The 22682-nt window shown below is 72.2% G+C and carries 28 protein-coding genes; 17 read left to right on the forward strand and 11 right to left on the reverse strand.

From position 1 onward, the window contains the following. Positions 1–2: 2 nt before the first annotated feature. Entirely contained in the window at positions 3–791 is a 789-nt protein-coding gene (locus HOO61_RS04300) for an ABC transporter ATP-binding protein (RefSeq protein WP_172257223.1), read from the reverse strand. Positions 792–907: 116 nt separating this feature from the next. Here HOO61_RS04300 and HOO61_RS04305 point away from each other — a divergent pair, with 116 nt between their 5' ends. Together HOO61_RS04305 and HOO61_RS04310 are read left to right on the forward strand one after the other, a co-directional pair. Further along, positions 908–1510, forward strand: coding sequence for a LysE/ArgO family amino acid transporter (locus HOO61_RS04305; protein ID WP_172257225.1), 603 nt, complete (start codon positions 908–910; stop codon positions 1508–1510). A 145-nt stretch (positions 1511–1655) separates the two neighbouring features. Then, positions 1656–2069 carry a DUF1801 domain-containing protein gene (locus tag HOO61_RS04310; protein ID WP_172257227.1) on the forward strand — a complete coding sequence of 138 codons (414 nt, stop codon included), beginning with the start codon at positions 1656–1658 and terminating at the stop codon, positions 2067–2069. Positions 2070–2077: 8 nt separating this feature from the next. Here the strand turns inward: HOO61_RS04310 and HOO61_RS04315 are convergent, their stop codons facing one another. Further along, on the reverse strand, positions 2078–2269 hold the full coding sequence (locus tag HOO61_RS04315; protein ID WP_172257228.1) for a hypothetical protein: 192 nt from the start codon (positions 2267–2269) through the stop codon (positions 2078–2080). Between the two features lie 50 nt (positions 2270–2319). On the opposite strand from HOO61_RS04315, the gene HOO61_RS04320 reads away from it, so the two are divergent. Beyond that, the gene (locus HOO61_RS04320) at positions 2320–2952 is read left to right on the forward strand and encodes a hypothetical protein (RefSeq protein ID WP_172257229.1); all 633 of its coding nucleotides are present in this window, start codon (positions 2320–2322) and stop codon (positions 2950–2952) included. On the opposite strand, the gene HOO61_RS04325 is transcribed toward HOO61_RS04320, so the two are convergent. Next, a complete protein-coding gene (locus tag HOO61_RS04325) occupies positions 2942–3898 on the reverse strand; it encodes a YafY family protein (protein ID WP_172257230.1) in 957 nt (318 codons plus the stop codon). The two genes, HOO61_RS04320 and HOO61_RS04325, sit on opposite strands and share 11 nt — an antisense overlap. A gap of 93 nt (positions 3899–3991) precedes the next feature. On the opposite strand from HOO61_RS04325, the gene HOO61_RS04330 reads away from it, so the two are divergent. Then, positions 3992–4675 (forward strand): alpha/beta fold hydrolase, encoded by a 684-nt coding sequence (locus HOO61_RS04330; protein WP_172257231.1) that lies wholly within the window; start codon positions 3992–3994, stop codon positions 4673–4675. Positions 4676–4703: 28 nt separating this feature from the next. Here HOO61_RS04330 and HOO61_RS04335 read toward each other — a convergent pair whose 3' ends face one another. Beyond that, positions 4704–5726, reverse strand: a complete 1023-nt coding sequence (locus HOO61_RS04335; RefSeq protein WP_216658541.1) for a serine/threonine-protein kinase — start codon at positions 5724–5726, stop codon at positions 4704–4706. A 167-nt stretch (positions 5727–5893) separates the two neighbouring features. On the opposite strand from HOO61_RS04335, the gene HOO61_RS04340 reads away from it, so the two are divergent. From HOO61_RS04340 to HOO61_RS04375, 8 genes are all read left to right on the forward strand, one after another. Then, positions 5894–6259 carry a helix-turn-helix transcriptional regulator gene (locus HOO61_RS04340; protein ID WP_172257233.1) on the forward strand — a complete coding sequence of 122 codons (366 nt, stop codon included), beginning with the start codon at positions 5894–5896 and terminating at the stop codon, positions 6257–6259. Between the two features lie 13 nt (positions 6260–6272). Continuing rightward, a complete protein-coding gene (locus tag HOO61_RS04345; protein WP_172257234.1) occupies positions 6273–6761 on the forward strand; it encodes an SRPBCC domain-containing protein in 489 nt (162 codons plus the stop codon). 39 nt (positions 6762–6800) lie between these two features. Next, on the forward strand, positions 6801–7364 hold the full coding sequence (locus tag HOO61_RS04350; protein ID WP_172257235.1) for a dihydrofolate reductase family protein: 564 nt from the start codon (positions 6801–6803) through the stop codon (positions 7362–7364). 25 nt (positions 7365–7389) lie between these two features. Continuing rightward, entirely contained in the window at positions 7390–9228 is a 1839-nt protein-coding gene (locus HOO61_RS04355; RefSeq protein ID WP_172257236.1) for a Na+/H+ antiporter, read from the forward strand. 243 nt (positions 9229–9471) lie between these two features. Further along, a complete protein-coding gene (locus tag HOO61_RS04360; protein ID WP_367650018.1) occupies positions 9472–10977 on the forward strand; it encodes an NAD(P)/FAD-dependent oxidoreductase in 1506 nt (501 codons plus the stop codon). Positions 10978–11118: 141 nt separating this feature from the next. Next, positions 11119–11598: a sigma-70 family RNA polymerase sigma factor gene (locus HOO61_RS04365; protein ID WP_172257238.1), complete on the forward strand. Its 480-nt coding sequence runs from the start codon at positions 11119–11121 to the stop codon at positions 11596–11598. Continuing rightward, positions 11595–12287 (forward strand): hypothetical protein, encoded by a 693-nt coding sequence (locus tag HOO61_RS04370; RefSeq protein WP_172257240.1) that lies wholly within the window; start codon positions 11595–11597, stop codon positions 12285–12287. The genes HOO61_RS04365 and HOO61_RS04370 overlap by 4 nt, the downstream gene beginning before the upstream one ends. Next, positions 12284–13228: an alpha/beta fold hydrolase gene (locus HOO61_RS04375; RefSeq protein ID WP_172257242.1), complete on the forward strand. Its 945-nt coding sequence runs from the start codon at positions 12284–12286 to the stop codon at positions 13226–13228. Before HOO61_RS04370 ends, HOO61_RS04375 begins: the two co-directional genes overlap by 4 nt. Position 13229: 1 nt before the next feature. Here HOO61_RS04375 and HOO61_RS04380 read toward each other — a convergent pair whose 3' ends face one another. Continuing rightward, the gene (locus tag HOO61_RS04380) at positions 13230–13607 is read right to left on the reverse strand and encodes a DUF1304 domain-containing protein (protein ID WP_172257244.1); all 378 of its coding nucleotides are present in this window, start codon (positions 13605–13607) and stop codon (positions 13230–13232) included. A 111-nt stretch (positions 13608–13718) separates the two neighbouring features. On the opposite strand from HOO61_RS04380, the gene HOO61_RS04385 reads away from it, so the two are divergent. Then, a complete protein-coding gene (locus HOO61_RS04385; protein ID WP_172257246.1) occupies positions 13719–13934 on the forward strand; it encodes a hypothetical protein in 216 nt (71 codons plus the stop codon). A 14-nt stretch (positions 13935–13948) separates the two neighbouring features. Here HOO61_RS04385 and HOO61_RS04390 read toward each other — a convergent pair whose 3' ends face one another. Further along, positions 13949–14542 carry a DUF664 domain-containing protein gene (locus HOO61_RS04390; RefSeq protein ID WP_172257248.1) on the reverse strand — a complete coding sequence of 198 codons (594 nt, stop codon included), beginning with the start codon at positions 14540–14542 and terminating at the stop codon, positions 13949–13951. A 53-nt stretch (positions 14543–14595) separates the two neighbouring features. On the opposite strand from HOO61_RS04390, the gene HOO61_RS04395 reads away from it, so the two are divergent. Continuing rightward, a complete protein-coding gene (locus tag HOO61_RS04395; protein WP_172257250.1) occupies positions 14596–14907 on the forward strand; it encodes a hypothetical protein in 312 nt (103 codons plus the stop codon). A 5-nt stretch (positions 14908–14912) separates the two neighbouring features. Here HOO61_RS04395 and HOO61_RS04400 read toward each other — a convergent pair whose 3' ends face one another. Together HOO61_RS04400 and HOO61_RS04405 are read right to left on the reverse strand one after the other, a co-directional pair. Then, positions 14913–15149 (reverse strand): DUF1059 domain-containing protein, encoded by a 237-nt coding sequence (locus HOO61_RS04400; protein ID WP_172257252.1) that lies wholly within the window; start codon positions 15147–15149, stop codon positions 14913–14915. A gap of 241 nt (positions 15150–15390) precedes the next feature. Beyond that, entirely contained in the window at positions 15391–16272 is an 882-nt protein-coding gene (locus tag HOO61_RS04405; RefSeq protein ID WP_172257254.1) for a sigma-70 family RNA polymerase sigma factor, read from the reverse strand. A 101-nt stretch (positions 16273–16373) separates the two neighbouring features. On the opposite strand from HOO61_RS04405, the gene HOO61_RS04410 reads away from it, so the two are divergent. Continuing rightward, positions 16374–17537 carry a S9 family peptidase gene (locus tag HOO61_RS04410; RefSeq protein ID WP_216658542.1) on the forward strand — a complete coding sequence of 388 codons (1164 nt, stop codon included), beginning with the start codon at positions 16374–16376 and terminating at the stop codon, positions 17535–17537. 13 nt (positions 17538–17550) lie between these two features. On the opposite strand, the gene HOO61_RS04415 is transcribed toward HOO61_RS04410, so the two are convergent. Continuing rightward, complete coding sequence (locus HOO61_RS04415; RefSeq protein WP_216658660.1) at positions 17551–18966, reverse strand: MFS transporter; 1416 nt, start codon at positions 18964–18966, stop codon at positions 17551–17553. Positions 18967–19066: 100 nt separating this feature from the next. On the opposite strand from HOO61_RS04415, the gene HOO61_RS04420 reads away from it, so the two are divergent. Beyond that, the gene (locus HOO61_RS04420; protein WP_172257256.1) at positions 19067–19972 is read left to right on the forward strand and encodes a hypothetical protein; all 906 of its coding nucleotides are present in this window, start codon (positions 19067–19069) and stop codon (positions 19970–19972) included. On the opposite strand, the gene HOO61_RS04425 is transcribed toward HOO61_RS04420, so the two are convergent. Further along, positions 19935–21479, reverse strand: coding sequence for a sodium:alanine symporter family protein (locus tag HOO61_RS04425; protein ID WP_172257258.1), 1545 nt, complete (start codon positions 21477–21479; stop codon positions 19935–19937). The genes HOO61_RS04420 and HOO61_RS04425 overlap by 38 nt on opposite strands. Positions 21480–21552: 73 nt before the next feature. Then, a complete protein-coding gene (locus tag HOO61_RS04430) occupies positions 21553–22149 on the reverse strand; it encodes a DinB family protein (protein ID WP_172257260.1) in 597 nt (198 codons plus the stop codon). A gap of 67 nt (positions 22150–22216) precedes the next feature. Between HOO61_RS04430 and HOO61_RS04435 the strand changes: the two genes are divergently transcribed. Beyond that, positions 22217–22666: an MOSC domain-containing protein gene (locus tag HOO61_RS04435; protein WP_172257262.1), complete on the forward strand. Its 450-nt coding sequence runs from the start codon at positions 22217–22219 to the stop codon at positions 22664–22666. Positions 22667–22682 lie beyond the last annotated feature (16 nt).

Genomic DNA, 22682 nt, shown 5'->3' on the forward strand with positions numbered 1-22682 from the left:
GCTCAGCCCACCTTCTCGTCGGAGCTGGACGCAGCGGCGGCGGACAGGGCGCCCATCCGCTCGAGGATCGCGTCGCGGTCGGGGCTGCGCAGCTCGTCCACGACCTTGCCGTCGGCGAGGAACAGGACCCGGTCGCTGTACGACGCCGCGACGGGGTCGTGCGTGACCATGACGACCGTCTGGCCGAACTCGTCGACGCTGCGGCGCAGGAAGCCGAGCACCTCCGCGGAGCTGGTGGAGTCGAGGTTGCCGGTGGGCTCGTCGGCGAACACGATCGAGGGACGGCTCACCAGCGCGCGGGCGCAGGCCACGCGCTGCTGCTGGCCGCCCGACATCTCGCTGGGGCGGTGACCCAGCCTCGGGCGCAGGCCGACGGCGTCGATGACCTGGTCGAACCACGCCTGGTCGGCCTTCTTCCCTGCCAGGTCGAGTGGCAGCAGGATGTTCTCCTTCGCCGTCAGGGTCGGCACCAGGTTGAACGCCTGGAAGACGAACCCGATCCGGTCGCGGCGCAGGTTGGTCAGCGCCTTGTCCTTCAGGTTGCCCAGCGAGGTGCCGTCGACGACGGCTTCCCCGGACGTGGGCGTGTCCAGCGCCGCCAGGCAGTGCATCAGCGTGGACTTCCCGGACCCCGAGGGCCCCATGATGGCGGTGAACTCCCCCTTCATCAGGTCGACGGTCACGCCGTCAAGGGCCCGGACCTCGGCCTCCTCCGACCCGTAGACCTTCACCAGGTCCCGTGCACTTGCCGCGACGCCCTGCGGCGCCCCTCCCGTGGGCTGCTCAGTCATGGGACGAAGTCTGGCAGGGGCCTCCGACGCGCGGCCATGGGATAACACCCGCAGCCGACCCTGACATCTGTCAGGGTCGGGTCGGGGTCTGGACCACTGGCCCTAGGTTGTCCTGCGTGGGAGACGTCGCCGCGGGCCTGCTGACCGGGCTGTCCCTGATCGTGGCGATCGGCGCCCAGAACGCGTTCGTGCTCCGGCAGGGACTGCGCCGCAGCCACGTCGGACTGGTGGTCGCGATCTGCGCGCTCTCCGACGTCGTGCTCATCCTCGCGGGCGTCGCCGGCATCGGCGTCCTCGTCGACCGCGCGCCGTGGGCGGTCGAGGTGGTCCGCTGGCTCGGCGTCGCGTTCCTGACCCTGTACGGCGTGACGTCGCTGCTGCGGGCCCGGCGCCCACAGGTGCTCGACGCGGGCGACGGAGTGGTCGAGGCGCGCCGCGGCGTGGTCGCGCGCGCCGTCGCGCTGACCTGGCTCAACCCGCACGTCTACCTCGACACCGTGCTCCTGCTCGGGTCCATCGCCGGCACCCACGGGACGCCCGGGCGCTGGTGGTTCGCGCTCGGGGCGTGCGTGGCGAGCATCGGGTGGTTCGCCGGTCTCGGGTACGGCGCCCGGCTGGCCGCCCCGCGCCTCGCGAGCCCCCGCGCGTGGCAGGTGCTCGACGTGCTGATCGGCCTGGTGATGCTGGCGATCGCCGTACGCCTGGCGCTCGGCAGCTGAGCGTCGTACGTCCTCGGCCGCGGGGGCGGTCCAGCCCCCCCCCGCCGGGGGTAGTCCAGTGACGTTTGGTCGTTCTCACGGCCTGGGGACGACCGTTTCCCACTGGACTACCCCGCGTGGGCCGGCGAGGGCAGATGATGGCGTGATGAGCGACCGGAAGACGAAGCCGAACGACGCCTCGGTCGAGGAGGTCATCGACGCCGCGGCGGACGAGCGGCGGCGCGACGACGCGCGCGAGGTGCTCGACCTGATGCGCGAGGTGACCGGTGCGGAGCCGGTGGTCTGGGGATCGTCGATGATCGGCTTCGGCCGCCAGCCCTACACGACGGCCGACGGCAAGGAGCGCGAGTGGTTCGCCGTCGGGCTCGCGCCGCGCAAGGCCGCCCTCACCCTCTACGGACTGACGTTCTACGGCTCCAACGAGGACCTGCTCGAGCGGCTCGGCCCGCACACCACCGGCAAGGGCTGCGTGTACGTCAAGCGCGTGGCCGACCTCGACCGCGCGGTGCTCACCGAGATGGTCGACCGCGCCTGGCGGGAGAACCATCACCCGGCGTGAGGCGCCGGTCAGGAGTCCTGCGGCGCCCGGGTCATCTCGGCCGCCTCGCGGGCGACGGCCTCGTCGTGCCGGGCGTGGAGCCGCTCGCGTACCTCCGACGGCTCGTAGTGGCGGCGTACCCGCTCGTCGCGGGCGACGGCGGCACCGGTGGCGACCCCGGCCAGGATGCCGGCCAGGCCGACCCACTTCCACACGCGCATGGGGCCGAGCGTAGCGGGGCGGACGTGCGTCGATCGTGCAGACTGCGCGCATGACCTCGGCCCTCACCCTCGACCAGGCGGTGGACCTGACCCGCAGCGGCGACATCTGGTTGTTCCGCGGCCGCCGGGCGCCGGACCGTGCCATCCGTGCGGTCACGAACTCGCCGGTCAACCACGTCGGGATGGCGGTGGTCGTCGACGACCTGCCGCCGCTGATCTTCCACGCCGAGCTCGGCAAGAAGCAGCTCGACGTCTGGACCGGCGCCCACCACCGCGGCGTCCAGCTCCACGACCTGCGCGACGCGGTCGCCCGCTGGCAGGCCGAGTACGACCAGGACGCCTGGGTGCGCCAGCTCAGCCCGGAGATCGGCCGCGACGAGGAGGACGGCATGCTGCGCGCGATCGCCCGGCTCGACGGGGTCTCCTTCCCCAGCCTCACCCGGCTCGGCGCGCGCTGGCTGCGGGGCCGCGACGCGTACGTCCCGCACCGCAAGCGCGGGCAGCGGGTCACGCCGGAGGCCGCGTTCTGCGCCGAGATCGTGGCCACCTGCTACATCGAGATGGGCATCCTGCGCGACGACCGCCGCGCGACCTGGTACGACCCGGGCAAGTTCTGGAGCGGTGACTACCTGCCCATCTCGGACGGCTGGACGCTCGGCAAGGAGGTCGGCATCAGCCGCTGACCGACCGCGAGAGCCGCTCCGCCACCACCGTCACGGCCGCCCTGAGCTCGGGACCGCCCACCACCGTGAACGGGAGCGGCACGTGGGCGAGCCACTCGCCGGCGTACGCCTCGGGGTTGCTGGTGCTGCCGACGAGCTCGCACCGGCCGTCGGGCAGCTCGCGCAGGTCGCCCAGCGTCGGGCGGACCCACGGCCGCACCTCCTCGACGGGGACGTCGAAGACGACATGGGTCTCGTGCTCCCAGCCCTTGCCGAGGTTGGCCTCGAGCTCGGCGGCCGGGTCGAGGTCGGCCGGCACGTCGAAGGTGGCCTCGAGCCGCTCGACCTCGGTGATCCGGTCGATCCGGAAGGTGCGCAGGGCGTCGACGTGGTGGGAGTGGCACAGCAGGTACCACCGGCCGTAGCGCACCACGACCGACCACGGGTCGACCTCGAACGTGCGGGCGTTGCCGGCCGCGGTGCGGTAGCCGATGCGGACCTGCTGCTGGGCCGCCACCGCGGCGACCAGCCCGCTCGCGACCTCCGGGTCGGGGCGGACCGACGACCGCTCCGGCACGGTGCGCGCGGTCTCGTGCACCGCGGCCGCCTGCCGTGCGACGTTGGTCGGCAGCACGCGGAGGATCTTGCCCAGCGCGGAGCCCACCGGGTCGTCGGGGTCGGCGACCGCGTGGTGGGAGTCGAGGGCGGCCATCACCAGGCCGAGGGCCTCGGTCGCGGAGAACACCAGCGGCGGCAGCCGGAGGCCGCGCCCCAGCGTGTAGCCGCCGTAGGGGCCCCGGGTCGACTCGACCGGGATGTCGGCCTCGCGCAGGATCGCGACGTAGCGCCGCGCGGCGCGCTCGGTCACGCCGAGGCGCTCGGCCAGCTCGGCGGCGGTGACCCCGGGGCGGGCCTGCAGGACGTCCAGCGCCCGCAGCGCCCGCGCGGTCGGGCTGATCTCGCTCATGCAGTCATGGTCGCACCGGTTCCGGACGTGGAGCGTCCGGAATGGCCCCTAGCGTGGAGGCCGAGGGTCGAACCACCGATCGAAGGAGAACCCATGGACATCGTGCTCATCGCCGGACTCTGGCTCGACGGCTCTGCCTGGGACGACGTGCTGCCCGAGCTGGAGAGGCTCGGCCACCGCGGCATCCCGGTGACGCTGCCCGGGCAGGGCGACGGCGCCACCTCGGCGTCGTACGACGACCAGGCCGGCGCAGTCATCGCCGCCGTGGACGCCGCCGACGGGTCGCCGCTCGTGGTCGGTCACTCCGCGGCGTCGACGCTGGCGTGGGTGGCGGCCGACCGGCGCCCCGACGCGGTGACCGGCGTCGTCCTCATCGGCGGCTTCCCCACCACCGACGGCAACGCGTACGCGGACTTCTTCGACGCCGACCGCGACGCGGTGCCGTTCCCGGGGTGGGAGCCCTTCGCCGGCCCGGACTCCGACGACATGTCGCCCGAGCTCAAGGCGGAGGTGGCGGCGGCCACCCACCCGGTGCCGGTCGGCGTCACGAAGGGCACGGTTCGCTGGACCGACGAGCGCCGCCACGGAGTGCCGCTGACGCTCGTGTGCCCGGAGTTCAGCCCGGCCCAGGCGCAGGAGTGGATCGACTCCGGCGACGTGCCCGAGCTCGCCGACGCGACCGCCCTCGAGCTCGTCGACATCGAGTCCGGGCACTGGCCGATGTTCACCCAGCCCGCCGCGCTGGCCGCACTCCTCGACAAGGCGTCGAGGCGCTGACGCAACCGCCGGTCGAAGCCCGGGGACCTCAGTCCAGGAGCTCCTCGGGCCCGGCGGCCATCGTCGGGAGGTCGGCGGGGGCGCGATCGGCAGGCCTGACGGCGGACTCGCCCGGCTCGTCGGCCGGCTCCTCGTCCGTGACCGAAACCGCTTGGAGCGGCGTCGAGGGCGTCAGCGGCGTGACCGGCAGGACGACGACGCCGCTCGGCACGCCGGAGCCGAGGTCGACGTCGACGTCGGCGAGCTCCGCCGGGGCCACGCCCAGGGACACGGCGACGGCCAGCGCGTTGTCGGGCCTGTCCTCCGGATCCTTCTCGAGCAGCGAGGCGACGACGTCGCGCAGGTCGTCCGGGACGTCCTCGCCGAGCGGCGGGGGCGGCTCGTTGACGTGGCACAGCGCGGTCGCGATCGGCGTACCGCGGTCGAAGGGCCGCTTGCCGGTGAGCATCTCGTGCGCGACCACGCCGAGGGCGTAGAGGTCGCTGGCACCGGTCGCCGGCTGCCCGATCGCCTGCTCGGGGCTGATGTAGTTGGGGGTGCCGAGCATCTCGCCGACGCGGGTGTGGCCGATCGTGTCGATGGCGCGGGCGATGCCGAAATCGGTGAGCTTCACCAGCCCGTCCTCGCGCACGAGGATGTTCGCGGGCTTGACGTCGCGGTGGACGACCCCGGCCTCGTGGGCGGTGCCGAGCGCGAGCGCGGCCTGGCCGAGGATGGACCGCACCGCCTCGGGCTGCATCGCCCCCTGCTCGCGGATGATCGCCGACAGGGGCAGGCCCTGGACGAGCTCCATGACCAGGTAGGTCAGGTGGTCGTGGTGGCCGTAGTCGAAGACGGTCGTGATGTTGGCGTGCAGGAGTGACGCCGAGTGGAGGGCCTCGTCGCGGAAGCGCTCCGCGAAGATCTCCTCGTTGTCCGGGTCGGCGCGCATGACCTTGACCGCGACCTCGCGCTTGAGCACGTCGTCGAGGCCACGCCACACATCGGCCATGCCGCCGGAGGCAATGCGTTCCTGCAGGACGTAGCGGTCCCCGAGACGGAGTCCTTCCACGAGCCTGTGCATCGGGCGGTGCCCCACTTCTCTCGAATCAGGCGCGCAGAGGCGCACCAGCGGTGGATGTTACTCCGACTCGTACCCAGTTCTGGCTTTCCCGACCCCTCCTCCACCCCCACGGGTGCCCTTGACAACATACAACCCGATGGTTGTACGTTGTTCCCATGACCGACGACGAGGACCGCGCGGACGCCTGGTTCCACGCGCTCTCCGACCGGACGCGCCGCGACATCCTGCGGCGCGTGCTGGCCGGCGAGCACTCCGTCTCGGCCCTGGCGCGCAGCTACGAGATGAGCTTCGCCGCCGTGCAGAAGCACGTCGCCGTGCTCGAGCGCGCGGGCCTGCTGACCAAGCGCCGGCAGGGCCGCGAGGCCCTGGCCAGCGGCGACGTGGAGGCCGTCCGGTCGGTGGGCGCGATGCTCACCGAGCTCGAGGCCCTGTGGCGCGGCCGGATCTCCCGGATGGACGAGCTGTTCGCCGAGCAGGCCCGCCAGCAGCAGTCCCCGCCCGACCCACCCACCCACACATAGAACGGACCGAACCATGCCTGTCACCGACGTCCAGCACGACCTCGACGCCCGCACCCTGACCATCACCGCGGACTTCGCGGCGCCCGTCGACCGCGTGTGGGAGGTGTACGCCGACCCGCGCCAGCTCGAGCGGGTGTGGGGACCTCCCGGCTACCCCGCCACCTTCGTCGACCACGACCTCAAGCCCGGCGGGCGGATGACGTACTACATGACCAGCCCGGAGGGCGAGAAGTACTACTCCTACTGGAACGTGCTCGAGGTCCACGAGCCCACCGGCTTCGACTTCAACGACGGCTTCGCCCTCGACGACACCTTCGCCCCCAACCCCGACCTGCCGGAGGCCCTCAACAGCTACAGCTTCGCGGAGACCGACGGCGGCACCCGCGCGACCTTCGTCGGCACCTACGCCAGCGCCGAGGACCTCCAGAAGGTGCTCGACATGGGGGCCGTCGAGGGCTCGACCCTGGCCATCAACCAGGTTGACGACCTGCTCGCGGCCTGACCCGCACCCACCGAAGACACCCGGAAGAGAGACCAGCACATGCGACCCATCGTCGTCACCGAGTTCATCACCGCCGACGGCATCGTCGACTCCCCCGGCGGTGGGGACCACCCCCACGCCGGCTGGACGTTCACCGACGTCGACTTCGTCGAGGAGGCCTACGACATCAAGGGCCGCGAGATGGCCGACGCCACGGCGCTCATGCTCGGGCGCCAGTCCTACGACGAGTTCGCGCCCGTGTGGCCGTCGATGGAGGAGTTCGCCACCTACAACGCGATGCCCAAGTACGTCGTCTCGACGACCCTGCCCGGCCCCACCGCACCCTGGGGCGAGGGCACGGTCGACGTGCTGCGGTCCCTCGACGACGTCGCCGCCCTCAAGGAGACCGACGGCGGGGAGATCCACGTCCACGGCAGCGCCCGGCTCGCCCAGGGCCTGGCGCAGGCCGGCCTCGTCGACCGCTACCACCTGCTGGTCTTCCCGGTCCTCCTCGGCAGCGGTAAGCGGCTCTTCGCCGACGGCGACAAGACCAGGCTGCGGCTCGTCGAGCACGCGGCGTACAGCAACGGCATCACGCTCCAGCGCTACGACGTCGTGCACTGACAGCGCGGCCTGCCAGACTTCCCGGGTGGAACTCGCCCTGCTGCTCGTCTCGATGGCAGCCGTCGTCCTCGCCGCCACCGCCGTCAGCGAACGCCTCCGCATCCCGGCGCCGCTCCTGCTGGTCGTCGTCGGCGCCGCGGCGGCGTACGTCCCGGGGGTGCCGACGATCCACCTCGAGTCCGAGGTCGTCCTGCTGGGGCTGCTGCCGCCGCTGCTCTACGCGGCGGCGATCCAGACCTCGCTGGTCGACTTCAACGCCAACCGGGGCACCATCCTGCGGCTCTCGGTGCTGCTCGTCGTCGTCACCGCGATGGCGGTGGCGGTGGTGGTGGAGTGGCTGGTGCCCGACCTCGGATGGGCGGCGGCGATCGCGATCGGGGCGGTCGTGGCGCCACCCGACGCCGTCGCCGCCACCGCCGTGGCCCGGCGCATCGGGCTGCCGCGACGGGTGGTGACGATCCTCGAGGGCGAGTCGCTGCTCAACGACGCCACCGCCCTCGTCACCCTCCGCACCGCCATCGCCGCACTGTCGGGCGCCGTCACGTTCGCCGCAGTGGCCGGCGACTTCGTCCTCGCGGCCGGCGGCGGCGTGGTGATCGGCATCCTCTGCTTCCTCCTCGTCGCCTGGCTGCGCAAGCGCATCACCGACCCGCTGATGGACACCGCGATCTCGTTCCTCACGCCGTTCGCGGCGTTCGTGGCGGCGGAGGAGATCCACGCCTCGGGCGTCATCTCGGTCGTCGTGGCCGGCCTGCTGCTGGGCCACAAGGCGCCGATCATCCAGACCGCGCAGTCGCGGATCACCGAGCGCATCACCTGGCGCACGGTCGCCTTCGTGCTGGAGAACACCGTCTTCCTCCTCATCGGCCTCCAGCTCGACTGGATCCTCGAGGACGTCCACGCCTCGAGCCTGCCCAACAGCCGCATCGCCCTCGTCTGCCTCGCGACCCTCCTGACGGTCGTCGTCGTACGCCTCGTCTACATGCAGGCCACCGGCTTCCTGCGCCGGCGCGACCCGATCCCGGCCTCGTGGAGCTTCCTCATCGGCTGGGCCGGGATGCGCGGCGTGGTCACCCTCGCGGCCGCGTTCGTCATCCCCGAGGACGCCCCGCACCGCGAGGTGCTGCTGCTGGTCGCGTTCACCGTCGTGGCGGGCACCCTGCTCGTGCAGGGCCTGACCCTGCCGCTGATGACACGGCTGCTCGGCGTCCCCTCACCCGACCCGGCCGAGGATGCCCTCGCCCGCGCCGGGCTGCTGCAGCAGGCGGCCGACGCCGGCTTCGCCCGGCTCGACGAGCTGGAGTACGACGACCACCACGGCGTCGCGGACCAGGTGCGGGCACGCGTCGACCAGCGCACCTTCGCCGCCTGGGAGCAGCTCGCCACCGCCACCGACGAGGAGACCCCGTCGGAGCTCTACGCGCGGATCCGTGGCGAGATGATCGAGGCCGAGCGGGCCAAGGTGCTCAAGGTGCGCAGCCGGGGCCACGTGCCGTCCGAGGTGGTGAGCCAGGTCCTCGGGATGCTCGACATCGAGGAGTCGATGCTCGACGCCGGCTCCGCGGCGCGCGCCGGCGTACGCAGCGGGAGCCTCGCCTTCGCCGGCGGACGCACCTGCGACGACCTCGAGGAGCACCCCGCCGTCGACACCGTCGACGACCCCGCCTGCGCCACCTGCCTGGCCGACGGCACCCGCTGGGTGTCGCTGCGGCAGTGCCTCACCTGCGGCAACGTCGGCTGCTGCGACTCGTCGGTGGGCAGGCACGCGACCGCCCACTTCCACGACAGCCTGCACCCGGTGGTCGAGTCCGCCGAGCCGGACGAGTCCTGGCGGTGGTGCTACGTGCACAACCTGACCGGCTGACCCCGATATCTGAGGACGTGATGGACGTGATCGGGGGCGATCTCCGACCAGGACGTCCTCAGATATCGGGCTACTAGGCTGGAAGGTATAGGAGCGCCCGCGATCGTCATCGCCTCCACCCACCACGCGACCGAGCTGGGCGAGGCATTCGCCCGCTACGAGCGCGAGTACGACGTCCGCCTGGCGACCGACGAGGCCACCGCCAAGGCCTGCGCCAAGGACCTGGTCACGACCGGTCACCCCGTGGCCCTGTTCGTCGTCGACAGCGACCAGGACCAGGACCGGCTCTACAAGCTGATCAGCGGCACCCGGCAGGCCGTGCCCACCGCCCGCCGGCTGATCGTCACCCACGTCAGCCGCTTCCGCGACGACAACCAGACCTTCCGCCACGCGGTCGCCGCCGGCAAGGTCGACGCGCTGCTGCTGATGCCGCAGGGACCGCGTGACGAGGAGTTCCACCTCGCCGTCGGCGAGCTGCTCAACGAGTGGAACGCGACCGTCGCCGCTCCGGTGGTCGAGAACGTCCGCATCATCACCCCGGAGAAGGACGCGCTCACCCGCGACCTGCTCGACTACCTCGCCCGCGTCGGGATGCCGGCGGGCGTGCACCACCCCGACAGCGAGGTCGGGCGCGAGGTGCTGGCCAGCTGCCCGGAGGACGAGGGCCGCTGGCCGATCGTGTCCTCGCTGGCCGGCTGGTGCGGCCACTGCCCCGACGTACGGTCGCTGGCCAACCAGCTCTACGGCCGACCCGACGACATCGACGTCGACCAGGTGGTGGACCTCGTCGTGGTCGGCGCGGGCCCGGCCGGGCTCGCCGCCAGCGTGTACGCCTCGAGCGAGGGGCTGTCGACGGTCTGCCTCGAGGCCGAGGCGATCGGCGGGCAGGCCGGGACCAGCTCGATGATCCGCAACTACCTCGGCTTCCCGCGCGGCATCTCCGGCATGCGGCTCGCCCAGCGCGCCCGCGGGCAGGCGCTGCGCTTCGGCACCCGCTTCTTCACCGGCTGGCCGGCGACCGGCATCTCGCAGTGCGAGCACGGTGACCACCACGTCGTGCACACCGACGGCGGCGACGTGCACGCCCGGACGGTGCTCGTCTGCACCGGCGTCGACTACCGCCGCCTCGGGGTGGAGTCGCTCGAGGAGCTCGTCGGCCGCGGGGTCTACTACGGCGCCGCGATGGCAGCGGCACGCGAGCTCGCCGGCGACCACGTCGTGGTGGTCGGGGGCGGCAACTCCGCCGGCCAGGCTGCGATCCACGCCGCCCGGTTCGCCTCGTCGGTCACCGTGGTCGTGCGCCGGCCCGACCTCACCGCCACGATGTCGTCGTACCTCATCGACGAGATCGAGTGGAACCCCCGCATCACCGTGCGGCCCTGCACCCGCGTGGTCGACGGCGGTCCGGACGACGTCGGGCAGCTCGCCTGGCTCGACATGGAGGACGTCGACACCGGCGCGCGCGAGCGGGTCGAGGCGCGCGGGCTGTTCCTGCTCCTCGGTGCGGCTCCCGAGTGCGGCTGGCTGCCGGACGAGGTGCTCCGGGACGAGCGCGGGTTCGTCCTCACCGGGCGCGACGTCCCGACGGAGCACTGGGCCGACGGCGTGCCGCCGGAGGACCTGGCCACGACGGTGCCGGGCATCTTCGCCGGCGGCGACATCCGCGCCGGGTCGATGAAGCGGGTCGCGTCGGCCACCGGCGAGGGCGCGTCGGTGGTGTCGTCGGTCCACACCTGGCTCGGCCAGTAGTCGCGACCCGGGTCCCACGGTCTAGACCGTTGGGGCTCGCGTCATCCGTGGCGCCCGGTGGCGCGACGATAGGTCATGGGGCAGGTCGCAGAGGTCGCTGCAGCGGACGTGGTTGGGCCTGCGCCCGGAACGGCGGTGGCCATGGGACACGAGGGTTTCGCCGACTTCTACCGTGCGGAGCTTCCGGGTCTCGTCGCGCTCGCCCGCGGCCTCTGCGGCTCAGCCGTCGCCGATGACATCGCCCAGGAGGCGATGCTCGCGGCCTACCGGCGATGGGCCGAGGTCGAGGACTTCGACCAGCCCCACGCCTGGGTGCGGCGCACGTGCGCCAACCTGGCGATCTCGTCATTCCGGCGTCGCATGGTGGAGGTCCGCGCCCTCGCACGGATGACGACACGACCCGTGCCCGCACCCCTCGACGCGGACGCCGAGGAGTTCTGGACCGCAGTGCGCGATCTGCCGCGGCGCCAGGCGCAGTGCGCCGCACTCCGCTACGTGTACGAGATGGGCGGCGCCGAGATCGCTCGAACCCTCTCGATCAGCGAGGGGTCCGTGAAGGTCCACCTGGCGCGGGCGCGGACCGCCCTCGCTGCCCGTCTCGGCCTGGAGGTGGAGCAATGACCGAGGTGGACCTCCGGGGTCAACGGGCGGCAGAGGCGCTGCGACGTGCCACCCAGGTCGAACCGGAGACGGGGCTGGCCGACCTGCACCGGACACGACGACGCCGCACCCGGGGCCGGACCGCAGCAATCGTCGTCAGCATCGCCGTGGTCGCCGCAACGGCGTGGGCGTACCAGACCGGCGACCAGGCGGAACGGATCGTGCGCGACGAAGCCCCCCTGGCGGTCGACCCGAGCCTCGCCCCCGGCGAGACCGAGGTCGACGCCGACCGATCGCCGTCCGGCACGACTGACGCCGTCGCGGTCCTCCGCACCGGCCAACCGGCCGTGGTCCGCGTCGGCGCCGTCGGTTCCACCGACCACCAGGTCGTCTGGAGCGCGCCCACGCCGCACGAGCTCGGTGATCTCAACCTGCCGTGGCCAGCCGCGGTCGCGTGGGCGCCTGATTCGTCCGAGCTCGCCATCGTCGTCGCCCAGGAGCGTGGCCCTGTCGACGACACCGAGGACCTGGTGGAGCTCACGCTCGTCACCGTCGGTGCCGACGGCTCCGGTCGCCGTATCGACGGCGTCATCGGCACCTGCCGGTGCCGTGCCACCCGACCAGACCTGACGTGGACCCAGGCCGATCAGCTGGAGGTGCTGGTCCCCGACGGCCCCGACCGAGGAGTCCAGAGGAGGACCCTGCGATGAGACACCTTTCCCATCCCCGCAACCGCCGCACGGTGCCGCTCACCGGCGCCTGCCTCGTGCTCGCCGCTGTGGTGGCCTCGTGCGCCGAGCGATCGGAGGCCGGGGCCGAGCCAGCCCCGAGCTCCACCAGCTCCGCGCCCGCTCAGGCGTCGAGCGCACCCGGGACCGAGACCGCACCGGTCCCGATCACCTCCGACGTGTACGACGTCGGCGGACACAAGCTCTACATGACGTGCTCGGGCGGGGGCCCGATCACCGTGGTGTTCGTGCACGGCTGGGTCAACGACCCCGGCTTCGTGCCCCATGAGCACATCACCGGCGTCGCCGACCGCCTGGTCGACGACTACCGCGTGTGTGCCTACGACCGCCGCAATGTCGGCTCAAGCGAGACCGTGGACGCCGTGCAGACCCCGGCCGACGTCGTCCAGGACATGGAGCGGGTTCTCGCAGCGGGCGGGGTGGAACCGCCGTACATCCTGCTGGCGGGATCGTTCGGGGGCCTCGTGGCCACCGCCTACCTCGAGAAGCACCCCGACGACGTCGTGGGGATGGCGCTGGTCGACACCATGTTCCCCGACGAGCTGAGGCTCGACCCGTTCCTCCCGAGGGAGTTCCGGTTCCTCTACTTCGACAAGGACGACAAGTGCTGCACCGTCGAACGGATCTCGCAGTACGCCCTCATCCGCTCGCTGCAGAAGGGGATCGGCGAGGAGCCCGACATCCCCGTGGTCTACCTCGCCTCCGAGCAGGAACCCCGCGACCAGAACAACTTCGAGTCGCCGAAGTACGACGCCCGGATCCTCGACGCCCAGGCGGCGTACGTCGACCGGTTCGCGCCCGGCGTCCTGCGGTGGGTGGACGCCCCGCACTGGATGGAGCCGGTCGTTCCGGACGTCGTCGCCGACGCGGTGCGTGAGGTCGACGCCCTGCGCGACCAGTGAGCTACATCGACAACACCAGGAACAGCACGGCCAACGCGGGCAGCGTGCCCTGCGTGATCGCCGCGCGGGCCATCGACCGGTCGTGGGTCACGAGCACCAGCGCGGCGCCGAGCATCGAGCCGGTGCCGGCGAGCGAGAGCGCCCGGCCGACGTCCTCCTGGCTGCCGAGCAACGCGAGCCCGACGATCGTGATGATCGCGAGGAAGAGGTTGTAGAAGCCCTGGTTGTAGGCCATCGGCGCCAGGACGGGCGCATCGCGCTCCGAGACGCCGAAGGTCCTGCGGGTCGCGGGCTCGGTCCACCGGAAGGACTCGAGCACCCAGATGTAGACGTGCAGCAGCGCGGCCGCAGCCGCGAGCACCCCAGCGAGGACGGTCATGACCGCACCCTAGGCCCGCCTTACCCCTGGGAGGGTGGCGCGCCGTACGCCGTCGGCGCGACACTCGCGTCGAACGGCGACCCCGCCGTGAGGATCGAGGGAGGGTCCCCCATGGGACGACTGATCGGCATCCTGCTCGTGGTGTGGCTCGTGATCGGCGGCATCGCCGCCTTCCAGCGCGGCTACTTCGAGGACACGAGGACCAACTGCTCCGAGGCCGGCGACATCGCCCTCACCGTCGTCGCCGGGCCACTCAACTACTTCGGCGTCAACCCGAAGGTCGACTGCGCCGACATCGACGTCGACGTCCCGGAGCCCAGCGAGTAGTCGCCAGCCGTCGGTCAGGAGCCGCTCGCGAGCCAGACGGGGACCCAGTCCTCCGGCGGGTCCTCGCCCACGCGCCCGTCGACGGCCTCGCGCAGCAGGTCGGCGTGGCCGGTGTGCCGGCTGTACTCCTCCAGCAGGTCGACCAGCAGCCGGCGCAGGCGCGCGTGGTTGCCGTTGCCGTCGTCGACGTGGGCGACGAGGTCGAGACCGCCCTCGGCCAGTGCGTCCTCGATCCGGCGGGTGTTGCGGGCCACCGCCTCGTCGAAGACGGCGTACGTCTCGTCGGCCGTGAACGCGTCGGTGGCGAACTCCCACTCGTCCGTGCCGTCGTGGCCGAGCGAGCGCCATGGCTCGACGAGCACCTCACCGCGCAGCTTGGTGGTGAGGTAGTAGTCCTCCGCCATCGCCAGGTGGAGGAGCAGCCCGCCCAGGGACAGGGCGGACGACGGGATCCGGTGACGCAGGCCCGCCTCGTCGAGGCCGTCGGCCTTCCACCGCAGCGTGGCGCGCATCCGGCCCAGCGCGCCGGTCAGGTGCTCGGCCTCGGTGCCGTCGATCGGCGGCTCCCACGGCGGCGGGACCCAGGGGTCGTGGTCGGGAGTGCTCATGGCGTCACGGTAGGACGGGTTCCGGACGTTCGGGGGCCGGTTAGGCTCGCAAAGTGCCTGCCCTGACCTCACTCCCCACCGCGCCCCTCCTCGCCGGCGGCCTCGTCGGTGGGTTCGCGCTCGCCCAGCAGACCGGCGTACGTCCCCTCGGCGGGGCCGCGATGCTCGGCGCCAACCTCGTCGCTGCGCGGCAGTGGTACGCCGTCGGCGGCGCGCCGCTGGCCGCGGGCCTGACGGCGGCCTACTGGACCGCGATGGGCGTCTCCCACCCGCTGGCGAAGAAGGTCGGCACCTGGCCGTCCGTCCTCGGCGTCACCGCAGCCGCCTCCGCGGCGGCGTGGCTGCTGGCCGACCGCCGCCGCTGACAGCCTCAATCCTCGGGCAGCGCGGCGAAGGCGGCCTGCATGTCGCGGTACCACCCGAGCGACTTCTTCGGGTGACGCCAGCGTCCCTTCATCTCCTTGCGCGCGGGCAGGTGGGCGGCGTCGCCGTCCGCCTCGGCCTGCTTGAGGTGCTGGTCCTGCGCGTTGATCACGTCGTCGTGCGTCTCGCCACGGTGGGCCAGGTCGCACGGGCCGCCCAGCTGGCGGCAGGTCATCGTCTTCATCTCGCATCTCCTCCTATGTGCTTACTCCACTGACGTACGGCGTCGCGCGGGTGTGACCGATCCCAGCCGAGCGCCCACCCGGGGTGGCGGCAGATCGCACGTTCCGAGCGGCGCGGACTGCGATGTGCCGCCACCTTCGGCAGGATCCCGCGCCGACGGCGGAAGGTGGCGGCAGATCGCACGTCGCAGGCCCCGCGGACTGCGATGTGCCGCCACCTTCGCGACCGGCGCCGGGCGGGGGTCACCGGACGGAGGGCCCGTCACGGCGTACGACCTGGCCGAGGACGTCGGGGGCGGCGCGGAACGTGATCGCCCGGACCCTCCCGTCGACGACCTCGAAGTCGAAGACGACCGCGGCCGAGCCCCGGTGGAACCACGCCGACGCCGGACGGTCGCCCACGAACACGGCCATGGCCGCGTGCGCGCTGCCGTTGAAGAACGCGGCGACCTCGTCTCGGCCCTCGATCGAGCTCGGCGTCCCGGCGAGCACCGCCGCCTGGTCCGCGCCGACCACCGCGTCGGGTGCCAGGAGCTGCAGGAGCCGCTCGAGGTCGCCGCCGCGCGCCGCGGCCATGAAGGCGTCGACGACCTCCCAGTCGGCCAGTGCGTCCTCGGGTGCTGGCTGGGCGACCTTGGCCCGGGCCCGCGACGCGAGCTTGCGCGCCGCCACGGGCGAGGTGTCGAGGACCGCGCCGATGGTGGTGAAGTCGAAGCCGAAGCTGTCGTGCAGGACGAAGGCGACCCGCTCGCGCGGGGACAGCCGGTCGATGACCGCCTGCAACGCGATGCCGACGGTGTCGGCCAGCGCCACGTCGTCCGCCGGGTCGGTCACCGGGTCGGACCACGGCTCGAGGGCCGCGTCGTCGAGGTGCGGGTCCTCCACCGGGACCGGCGTCCGGGCCCGAAGCCGGTCGAGGCACAGCCGGGTCGTGACGGTGGTCAACCAGGCCGCCAGGTTGTCGATCTCGGTGCCGTCGCGGGCGACGGCCCGGTCGAGCCGCAGCCAGGCCTGCTGCACCACGTCCTCTGCCTCGGCGTGGTCTCCCAGCACGCGCGTCGCGATGCCGAGCAACCGGGGCCGTTCGGCCTCGAAGCCTGCTGCCAGTCCTGCCGTGTCCTGCATGGCCCCACCCTCTCGTGTGCGTTCCTCACTCGCCATGACGTCTGGGCTCGCTCGGGTGTGACCGGCGCTGCCGCTGGGACCGGTGACGCACACTGGGGGACATGCCCGCCCTCCGGCCCCGAGCCGCCGGCCCGGTCGCCGCCGTCGCCGCCGTGCTGGTGCTGCTCGCCGGCTGTTCGAGCGGGACGGGCGAGGCGGCACCCGCCGACACCTCGGACGCACCGAGCAGCTCGGACAGCCCGAGCCCCGCGACGCCCAGCGAGCCCAGCACGTCCTCGGACGAGCCGACCGAGGAGCCCACCGAGGAGCCCACCGAGGAGCCCACCGAGGAGCCGAGCGAGAGGCCCGAGCCGGTGCGCCCGGTCTCGGTGGCCGCCCTCGCGCGGGCCGACCTGACCGGTGGCGACCTGCGCCTGGGGGCGGTGCGCGAGCGCACGTCCGCCTACACGTCGTACGACGTCACCTTCGCCTCGACGACCAACGGGCGGGGCACGCCGCCGCTGCGGATCAGCGGCGTGCTCAACGTCCCGACCGGGCGCGGGCCCCAAGGTGGTCAGGGATGGCCCGCCGTGGTGCTGGCCCACGGCTACATCGACCCGGCCGTCTACGTCCGCGGACAGGGCATGACACGTGAGCGCGGCTTCCTCGCCCAGCGCGGCTACGTCGCGTTGCACGTCGACTACCGCAACCACGCCGAGTCGACCGACGACCCGCGCATCGAGCAGGCAGTGCGACTGGGCTACGCCGCCGACGTGATCGCCGCGCACCACGCGCTCCGCAGGTCCGACGACGTGCGGGTCGACCCCGACAGGATCGCGCTCTTCGGGCGGTCGATGGGCGGCGGCGTGATGATGAAGGCGCTCACCGCCGAGCCCGGGCTCTTCGCCGCCGGCGTCGGGTGGGCGTCGGTCTCCAGCCTGGAGGCGGAGAACTTCGCGCAGTTCCAGCGTCCGGACGCACCGCTGCCCGAGCTGGAGGCGGAGTTCCGCGGGCGGCACGGGCTCCCCGCCGAGGACCCGGCGTTCTGGCGCGGTGTCTCGCCACGACCCCTCTTCGACGAGGTCACCGAGCCGGTGCTGATGGTGCACGGCCGGTACGACGACACCTGCCCGCCCTCGTGGGCGCGGGCCACGCAGCGCGCGATGACGCAGGCGGGCGTCGACGCGACGCTCGAGTGGTACGACGACGGGCACGCGTTCGGGCCGGCCTTCATCGCAGCGATGGACCGCACCGTCCGCTTCCTCGACGCACGGATGCCCGCCTGATCGGAGTGCGGCGTCAGTCGGCGGCGCCGCTCGCCTCGAGCTGCTGCGGTGGCGCGTCGGCGTACGCCCTCGAGAGCCGGCGGTAGGGCGCGGACGCGAGCGCGACGAGCACGGTGACGAACATGATCGCACCGGCGATCATGAAGACCAGCGCGATGCCGCGGGCGTCGCCGTCGCCGAGCAGCCAGCGCCAGGTGTCGCGGCCCTCCTCGGACTCCATGTAGGGGATCAGGGCGAACTCGGCGATGGGCCCGATGAGGAACGCGGAGATCGGGCTGGCCGCGAGCTCGACGCTCTGGGCGAAGCCGAACACCCTGCCCTGGGTGCGGAACGGGACGACCCGCTGGAGGATCGTCTGCTCGGCCGACTCGGCGGCGGGGATGACCGCCATGAAGGCGAAGATGCCGAGGACGTAGAGCCAGGCCCACTCGCGCAGGGTGAAGGTCATGCCGAGCAGGGCGATGGCGAGGTTGACGAGCAGCAGGGTGCGGACCGGGTTGGCGCCGAGGCCGAACCGGGCCACCAGTCCCCCGCCGACGACGAAGCCGAGCCCGGTGACACCGAGGACGATGCCCCACGCCTCGACGCTGAAGAGGGTCAGGCCGTAGGGATCCATAAGAGCGATGTAGACGCCCGAGACCAGGTTGTTGAACGTCGTGAACAGGATGAGCGCGACCAGGCCGGGCACGGCCGTGATGGCCGAGATCGCACCGCGGAAGTCGAAGCGTGGGCCGCCCTCGTCGGGGTCGGGGTCGACCTCGGGGACCGTGACCGGCATGAGGTGCAGCAGGGCGATGCCGGTGAGGCCGATCGCGATCGCCAGGGTCCACCCCATGCCGAGCAACCCGACGCTCAGGCCGCTGAAGACGCTGGTGATCATGAACGAGATGCCCTGGACGGTGCCGACCAGGCCGTTGGCCTTGTCGCGCTCGTCCTCGGGCACGAGGAGGGTCACAGTCGTCGACAGCGCGATGTTGCGCAGGCTCTCGACCACGCCGCCGACGAGGATCACGGCGGCGAACAGCCAGAACCACGCGCTGCCCCAGTCGGCCAACCGGTCCTCGCCGAGCAGCAGCCACAACCCGCCGGACGCGGCGTAGGCGACCAGCGTGACGGTCGACGACATGACCATCACCCGCTTCTTGCGGTGGCGGTCGACGAGGGTGCCGAAGAACGTGCCGAAGACGGCGGTGAAGAGCATGTAGCCGCCGCCGATGATCGCGGTGGCCATCACGGAGCGCGTCTCGAGGTAGGCCCAGAAGGTCAGGGCGAACCAGAGGAAGCTCGAGGTCACGTTGGCCACGAGCGTGTTGCCGAGCACCTGGCGAAAGGCGCGCACGGTCTCCGGACCGCGCGTCACCCCCGGCGGCAGGTGCGCCTCGACGTGCGGCGCGGCGGGGTCCGCCGCGGCCGGCTCGAGCTCGTCCATGGGCACCCGTCGAGCGTAGGCGCACCCACTGACAGCGCGCCTCCGACTTCTGTCGTCCGGCCCGGCCGGTTGCCTCACCCCCGCGTGCCACGATGGCGGCATGACGACCGGGCGCATCACCTCTGTGGTGCGACCCGCCCGTGAGCAGTGGACCCGCTGGCGGAGCACCGCGGCCTGCCTCGGCGTCTGCCTCCTCAGCTCAGTCGGCCTGCTCTGGCTGGGCGACCGGAGCCAGCAGACGCCCCTCGGGCAGGCGCTCGACCAGGCGGGCATGGACGTGGTCGTCGGCGACCGCGCGGCCACCCGCCAGCTCGTGGCGGTGCTCGGGAACGTGTCGCTGGGATCGGTCGCGCTGGCGGTCGTCCTCCTCACGGGCACGGCCGCGATCCGCCGGCGCTACGTCGCCGCGGCAGCGGCAGCAGCGCTCGTGCTCGGCGCCAACGTGACCACCCAGGTCCTCAAGGCATGGTCCGAGCGCCCCGACTTCGGGAACCTCACCGTGGCGAGCTACCCGAGCGGGCACGCGACGGTCGTGGTCTCGCTCGTGCTCGCGGCGCTCCTCGTCGTGCCGGGGCAGGCGCGCACGACGGTCTCGTTGGTCGGATCAGCGGCCATCACCGTCACGGCCACCGCGATGCTCGTGGCCAGCTGGCACCGGCCCGCCGACATCGTGGGCGCGGTGCTCGTCTCCATGGCCTGGGGGACCGCGGTCCTGGTCGTGTGGAGCGTCCTGCGCGGCGGGATGTCCGGTGTCGATCCCGGCCGCCCGCACCGCATCTTCGCCACCACCGGCGTCGTGCTGGCGGTCGCCGGCCTCCTCGCGGTCGGCGTACGCCCCGGTGGCGGGTGGTCGGGCTTCCTCGACGCCGGGGTGGTCCTCGCCGGCATCGCCCTGGTCACCGCACTGGCTGTCACCACCTTCGCGCAGCTCTCGGCCCCGATGGGCGTGGGCGAGGACCAGCCTCGGCTCAGGTCGTGGCGCGCTCCTCGACCGGGACCTCCTTGATCGCGCCCGTACGACGTCCCTCCCGGAAGGACCGCAGCTCCTCGCGCACCTTCGGCAGGAGCAGGTAGCAGGCCAGGAGGTTGACGATCGCGCAGACGAAGAGCATCGAGTCGGCGAAGGTGAGGACCGAGGTGAAGGTGATGACGCTGCCGATGACGGTGAAGGTGCAGAAGACGACCTTGAAGATCGCCTCGCTGCGCCGCGAGCGGCCGAAGATCTCGGTCCAGGCCTTCATCGTGTAGTAGGACCAGGTGATCAGCGTGGAGAACGCGAACAGCGCGACCGCGATCGCCAGGATCACCGGGAACTGGGGCAGGAACGTCTCGAACGCACGGGACGTGACCACCACGCCGTCGGGCGTCGGACCACCGCCGGCGACGACCTCGCGCTGCTCCTCGTAGTAGGCCGAGTCGGCGATGACGATCGTCAGCGCGGTCATGGTGCAGATGACGACGGTGTCGATGAAGGGCTCGAGCAGCGCCACGAAGCCCTCGCTCACCGGGTGCTTCGTCTTCACCGCGGAGTGGGCGATGGGCGCGGACCCGACACCGGCCTCGTTGGAGAAGGCCGCGCGCTGGAAGCCGATGATGAGGACACCCAGGACGCCGCCGGCGACGCCTTCGGGGTTGAAGGCCCCCGAGATGATCTCGCCGATCGCGGCCGGGACGTTGACGAGGTTCCCGAGGATGACCAGCAGGCAGGTGCCGAGGTAGAGCAGCGCCATCGCGGGGACCAGCCGCGACGTGACCTGGGCGATCGAGGTGATGCCGCCGATGATCACGGCGCCGACGAGGAACGCCAGGACGAGGCCGAAGATCAGCGCGGAGCCCGACGAGCCGAGGAAGCCGTCCTCACCGCCGGTGACCTCCTGGGCCTGGGCGAAGGTCTGGTTGGCCTGGAACATGTTGCCGCCGACTGCGCCGAAGAGGAAGAGCGCGACGGCGAAGATGACCGTGAGCGTGCGGGAGGCACCGCTGCCGAACCGCTCGAAGGCGACCGGCAGGTAGCGGAACGGGCCGCCGGTGACCGAGCCGTCCTCGTGGACCTCGCGGTACTTCACGCCCAGGGTGCACTCGACGAACTTGGTGCACATGCCGAGGAGGCCGGCGATGATCATCCAGAACGTCGCACCCGGGCCGCCGAGCGTGACCGCCGCGCCGACGCCGGCGATGTTGCCGAGACCGACCGTGCCCGACACCGCTGAGGACAATGCCTGGAAGTGGGTCACCTCACCGGGATCGCTCGCCCGCGAGAACTTCCCACGCACCAGGTCGGCGCTGGTGCGCCAGGACCTGAACTGGATGCCCCTGAAGTAGATCGTGAAGACGATCGCGGCCACCACGAGCCACAGCACGATGAGGGGGAAGGAGACCCCGGCGATGGTCGGCGCGTAGAAGATGACCGAGGCGACCGCCTCTGCGATCGGGTCGAAGGCCGAGTTGATGGCCTCCTCGGCCGTGGAGATCCACTCCCATTGCGTTGCCAGGACCGTCGCATCCGGGTACATCCTCCAGAGGCAACCAGCCCGCGCTGGTCGACCTCAACGACAGGGATGTGACAGTTCCGTGGCAGATCTGGCGTCAGGCCGAGAACTCCTCGGCGACGCGCGTCAGTCGTGCGACGTACGCCGGCCAGTCGACGTCGGGCAGGTTCGTGACGCCCGACGTCAGCCCGGCGGCGCCGTCGATGCCCTCGCGCAGGACGTCGGCGTGGCCGGCATGGCGGGTGGTGTCGACGAGGACGTGCACGAGGACCCGCTGCAGGGTCACCTCCTGCCGCTTCGGCGGCCACCAGGCGACGGTGCCCGCGGCGTCGAGCAGCAGGTCGGCGACGGTCGCGTCGCTGAACGTCCATACGGACCGGTAGAACTCGACGGCCTGCGCCGCCGACACGGAGGCCGGTACCCACCAGTCCGCCTGGGGGTCGGCGTCGTAGTCCTCGTCGGACACCACGAGCGGGTGGTCGGGATCGGGCCACTCGCGCCCGAACGTCGGCCCGAAGTAGCCGATCTCGACGTTCGCGACGTGCCGGACGATGCCGAGCAGGTTCGTGCCCGTCGGGGTGCGGGGCAGCCGCAGGTCGCGCTCGCCGAGCCCGTCGAGCTTCCACAGCAGCGCCTCGCGCGTGCGCTGGAGGTAGTGCAGGAGTGCATTCTTCGGGTCGTTCAGATCGGCCATCCGTCGATCATGCCGCCAGCCCTGCTCTCGAGTCACCGGATGTCCGGGTGCGAAGTACGGTCGCCCCGTGAGCTCCCGCGTCCACGCCATCCACGTCGCCCCCGGCCGGAAGATCCCGACCAAGCGGGTCGACTCGGTGGAGGCCGAGGCGGGCGTCGGCCTGGTCGGCGACCGCTACCACGGCGCCCGGCACCGGCACGTGACCGTGCAGGCACTCGACGACCTGGAGGCCGCGGCCGAGGTGCTCGGCCGACCCGTCGACCCCGGGCTCACCCGGCGCAACATCACCCTGGACCGCGGGCCGATCCCGACGCGACCGGGCGAGAGGATGACCATCGCCGGGGTCGAGCTCGAGGTCGTACGGATCGCCGCCCCGTGCCGGCTCCTCGACGACTGGCTCGGCGAGGGTGCGATGCAGGCGCTGCGCTCGCCGCGCGGCGGCACGGTCTTCCGGCTCCTGTCCTCCGGCACGATCCGCGTCGGCGACGAGGCCGTGGTCGAGGAGCCCGCGCCCTAGCGTCGTACGCACGACG

The sequence above is a fragment of the Nocardioides sp. zg-1230 genome, from assembly GCF_013155335.1.
GTDB lineage: Bacteria > Actinomycetota > Actinomycetes > Propionibacteriales > Nocardioidaceae > Nocardioides.